General features: G+C 43.2%; 4 protein-coding genes and 1 pseudogene. 1 reads left to right on the plus strand and 4 read right to left on the minus strand.

What is annotated here, in order from left to right; all coding sequences use genetic code 11:
* Positions 1-181 (plus strand): annotated as a pseudogene (locus PX481_RS21145) (hydroxymethylbilane synthase); the annotation flags it as partial.
* Positions 182-334: 153 nt separating this feature from the next.
* Here PX481_RS21145 and PX481_RS21150 read toward each other — a convergent pair.
* The 4 genes from PX481_RS21150 to PX481_RS21165 all read right to left on the minus strand — a co-directional run bounded on the left by PX481_RS21150 (position 335) and on the right by PX481_RS21165 (position 3,203).
* A complete protein-coding gene (locus PX481_RS21150; RefSeq protein WP_288095824.1) occupies positions 335-1,213 on the minus strand; it encodes a sulfite exporter TauE/SafE family protein in 879 nt (292 codons plus the stop codon).
* A gap of 201 nt (positions 1,214-1,414) precedes the next feature.
* Positions 1,415-1,960 (minus strand): rhodanese-like domain-containing protein, encoded by a 546-nt coding sequence (locus tag PX481_RS21155; protein WP_002758815.1) that lies wholly within the window; start codon positions 1,958-1,960, stop codon positions 1,415-1,417.
* Positions 1,920-2,684 (minus strand): MBL fold metallo-hydrolase, encoded by a 765-nt coding sequence (locus tag PX481_RS21160; protein ID WP_284526102.1) that lies wholly within the window; start codon positions 2,682-2,684, stop codon positions 1,920-1,922. Before PX481_RS21160 ends, PX481_RS21155 begins: the two co-directional genes overlap by 41 nt.
* Before the next feature lie 207 nt (positions 2,685-2,891).
* Entirely contained in the window at positions 2,892-3,203 is a 312-nt protein-coding gene (locus PX481_RS21165; protein ID WP_002758813.1) for a ferredoxin, read from the minus strand.
* Between the last annotated feature and the right edge of the window lie 470 nt (positions 3,204-3,673).

Raw genomic sequence — 3,673 nt, forward strand, 5'->3', positions numbered from 1 at the left:
GGATGGTATCCTAACTTTAACGGGTATGGTGGCTAGTCTCGACGGTAAGCGCCTGATTAAGGACTCGGTTAGCGGTGATCCTAGCCATGGGGAAGTCTTAGGACGAGATTTAGCCCATAAAGTGCGCGAGGCTGGTGCTGGGGAGATTTTAGCCGAGATTTTCGCTGAAGTGGGCCGATAATCAGTGATCAGTGATCAGTTATCAGTGGGTAAGTTATCAGTTATCAGTCTTAAACAGCAAAAAGCTCCAGTGCCTCTCCCATGTAGTTTTAACAAGTGATGTGGATAGGCAAGCAGCTGATCAGTATTGCAGCAATTCTCCCAGTATCGAGATTTAATTGACTTCAGTTCGATTGATAGTCTTCTCCGCTGGGATGATAGAATTGCCTTTCGGAGTCAGGAAATTGTACAGGATATGACGATTTTGAATTAAAACTAAAGTTGCGATCGCTAAGAGAAAATAACCAAAACCTTTTTGTAACTGTTTTGCGGACACAAACTGTCCCAGATAGGAACCGATAAGAGTACCGAGAGCAGCCGCAAAAGCAAAGGATAGGGTTAACTGCCAATCGACGCTAATATGACCTAAATAACCCAGTAATCCGGCTACAGAATTGAGGAAAATAATCAGCAGGGAAGTGGCGATCGCTTGAACCATGGGGATTTTACCCAATAATACCAGCGCGGGAACGATAGCGAAGCCTCCCCCAACCCCAACTAATCCCGTCAGGACACCCACAGCAATTCCTTCGCTCATTAACCAGAGCCAGCAATATCGGCAGACTGGTTGGGGGTAGAGAGTCAGATTTTTTTGCCGATCGCGGGCTTTATAATCAGGATTATCTATCTGTGCTGATCTGCGGATCATAAAGGCTGCCGCTAGGAGCATTAGTGTCGCAAACAGGAGCATCTGGAAGGTGGCAGTGACAAAGGGAAATGTGGCTAATCTTGCTCCCAAAAAAGCCCCTACCATCGTGGCAGAACCGAAGATAAAAGCGGTTTTTAAGTTAATGTTGCCTTTTTTCCAGTGGGGAATCGTGCCGAGTAAACTGACACTACCGATGACTAGAAGCGTCATAGCGATCGCAGATTTGGTCGGTACTCCCATCACATAGACTAGAATCGGTAATGCTAGTACAGAACCTCCTCCTCCTAACAATCCCAGACTAATCCCCGTACAAACGGCTAATAAATGTCCAATTAACCAAGTCATTTCAGTTATCAGTTATCAGTTATCAGTTATCAGTTTCTGAAGGCAACAGGCCCCAAGTAAAGAATCTGACAATTCTCCTACCTAAAAAGAAGGCTAGAAACTAAGTACATCTTAGGTTTTAGATTCTTCTCTTGTTATCAGTTATCAGCAAATCATATTTCATTATTTACTGGTTACTGATTACTGATGACTGATTACTGCTTACTGATGGGGTTGATTATAGGGAAGTTTAGCCAGAAGCATAGCTAAAGCACAGGTATTACTAATCCCCGCAAAAACTAGACCAGAACCGACAAAACCGCTTAAAATCAGGAACCAAGGCGAGAGAAAGGCTCCTAATACTGTTCCGAGGACTACTAAGGAACCAGCGACGATCTGCACCTGACGGAATAGGCTAATTGGCGCATTTTGGTCTTTTTCGGTGGCATAACCCGCACTTTTCCAAGTATTTAAGCCGTTTTTAAGCTGGGCAACTTGGCTAAATCCTGCCGCAATCAGTTTTTGTGCTGCTACAGTGGATCTGCTGCCGGAATTACAGTAGAGAACTAGGGTTTGATTGGGGTCAAAAGCGATCAAATCGGGGTTAAAACTGGAAAGTGGTACTAATTTCGCCCCTGGAATGCGATCGCTTGCGTACTCCCCCGGTTCTCGCACGTCAATTAAGCAAACTTCTCGACGCTCAATTAAGTTTTTTAAAGTATGGGCATCAAATTCTAGTAATTTTGCCTGATTTGTGGTATTGGTCATCGTTAATCTCCTGAATGGATCTTGAAGCTAAAACAACTCCTAAATTACCGCAGCCTTGGTTAGCGGGAACTGCCTCCATGATCTTTTTGGGATCTGGTAAATTAAGACTGTTCATAAACTCGATAAATTGTCTGCGGTTACGTCCGACAAAACGGGGATTGTATTGTTTTTCTTCGGCAATGGTGGAGACAGTTAAACCGCGATAGTCGTGGCCGGGATAAACTAGGGTACTATCGGGGAGAGTGAAAAGTTTTTGCGTGACCGAATCAAAGAGGGTACCAGCATCGCCGCTTTGGAAGTCGGTACGACCACAACCTCGGATAAATAGGGCATCTCCCGTCAAAATATGACTGTTATTGACTAAATAGGCTAGATGACTATCGGTGTGACCAGGAGTAGCGATCCCTTTGATGGTGATATTTCCTAGTAACAATCCCTCTCCATCTGCCAGATGGCGATCAGCACAGGCTACTTGAGCATTTTCGGGAACTATACCCAGACAGCCTGTGATTTGCCTTAATTTTCCAGTTCCTGTGACGTGATCGGCGTGAATATGGGTTTCTAAACAGTATTTTAGCGTTAATCCTAGCTCCTGTAATTGCCGATCATCCCTTTCCACCTGTTCCCGCACTGGATCCACCAATACCGCTTCCTTGCTGACGGGATCGGCAATCAAATAAGTATAAGTGCTGGTTTCGGGATCAAACATCTGACGGAATAGCATTATCTCTGACTCCCTTTATATAACTTTATAACTATACTACCATATAATTATGAATTTGTAGAAAACCTCTAGCAGGATTAATTTTTTGGCTGTATCTCACTGTCGAGTCAAGAGGCAAAAATACAAATAAAGCGAGAACTGTCGCTCTTGCAGTTCCCGCTCTATTATTGTTGGAGTATCTAACCCCCAAATAAATATTGAGTTAAATTAGTACAAATCTTCTTCTTTGTGGGTGACGATCACACAGTCAGAAGTAGGATAGGCGACACAGGTGAGGACATAACCCGCTTCAATTTGATCATCATCTAAGAAGGATTGATCAGACTGATCAACGCTACCAGATTCGATTTGACCAGCGCAACTAGAGCAAGCACCAGCACGGCAAGAAAAGGGTAAATCTAATCCTTCTGCTTCTGCTGCCTCGAGAATATATTCATTATCGGGAACATCAATTGTCTGGTCGCCACCAGGTGTTTTCAGGGTGACTTTATAAGTGGTTGTCTTTGTTTTTTTTGCCATAGGTTGTTCCTCAGTCTTAAAATCCCTTCTCTCGCCGTTTAAACTGAACGGGTCGAATGAGTTTTCCTTTTGATACTACAGGAAAATTTACCCGGCTCAACTTAGCATTAGTAATGACAGCCTTAAATAAACTTAAAATAATATTTACTTATCTCTTAGGTAAATAACCCCCGATAGTTGTGGATCAATCGTTAAATAATCTCATCAATCTTTAGGTAATAAGTAGTCATGCAAAATAAATTTCCTAGTGAAGATAGGCAAGGAGCAAAAGCTTGATCGAAATGTGTAATTAGGGTCTGCTGAAAAAGTTTTTCCTGGGGGTAGGAGTCAGTAGCCGGTCGTCAGGAGCCAGTCGTTTCAGGCTTTGTTGCCCTTGTTTTTTGTACCAAGCGATGTACTACAAGAAGGATAATGCAAGGTTTTTGAAAGTCCCAATCCTATTTTCGCAGCATGAACATCGGACTTTAACA

This window comes from Microcystis sp. M53603_WE2 (assembly GCF_030065435.1).

Coding starts and splice junctions, on each gene's coding strand:
- PX481_RS21150 (WP_288095824.1), bottom strand. CDS start 1,213: ATGACTTGGTTAATTGGACATTTATTAGCCGTTTGTACGGGGATTAGT.
- PX481_RS21155 (WP_002758815.1), bottom strand. CDS start 1,960: ATGACCAATACCACAAATCAGGCAAAATTACTAGAATTTGATGCCCAT.
- PX481_RS21160 (WP_284526102.1), bottom strand. CDS start 2,684: ATGCTATTCCGTCAGATGTTTGATCCCGAAACCAGCACTTATACTTAT.
- PX481_RS21165 (WP_002758813.1), bottom strand. CDS start 3,203: ATGGCAAAAAAAACAAAGACAACCACTTATAAAGTCACCCTGAAAACA.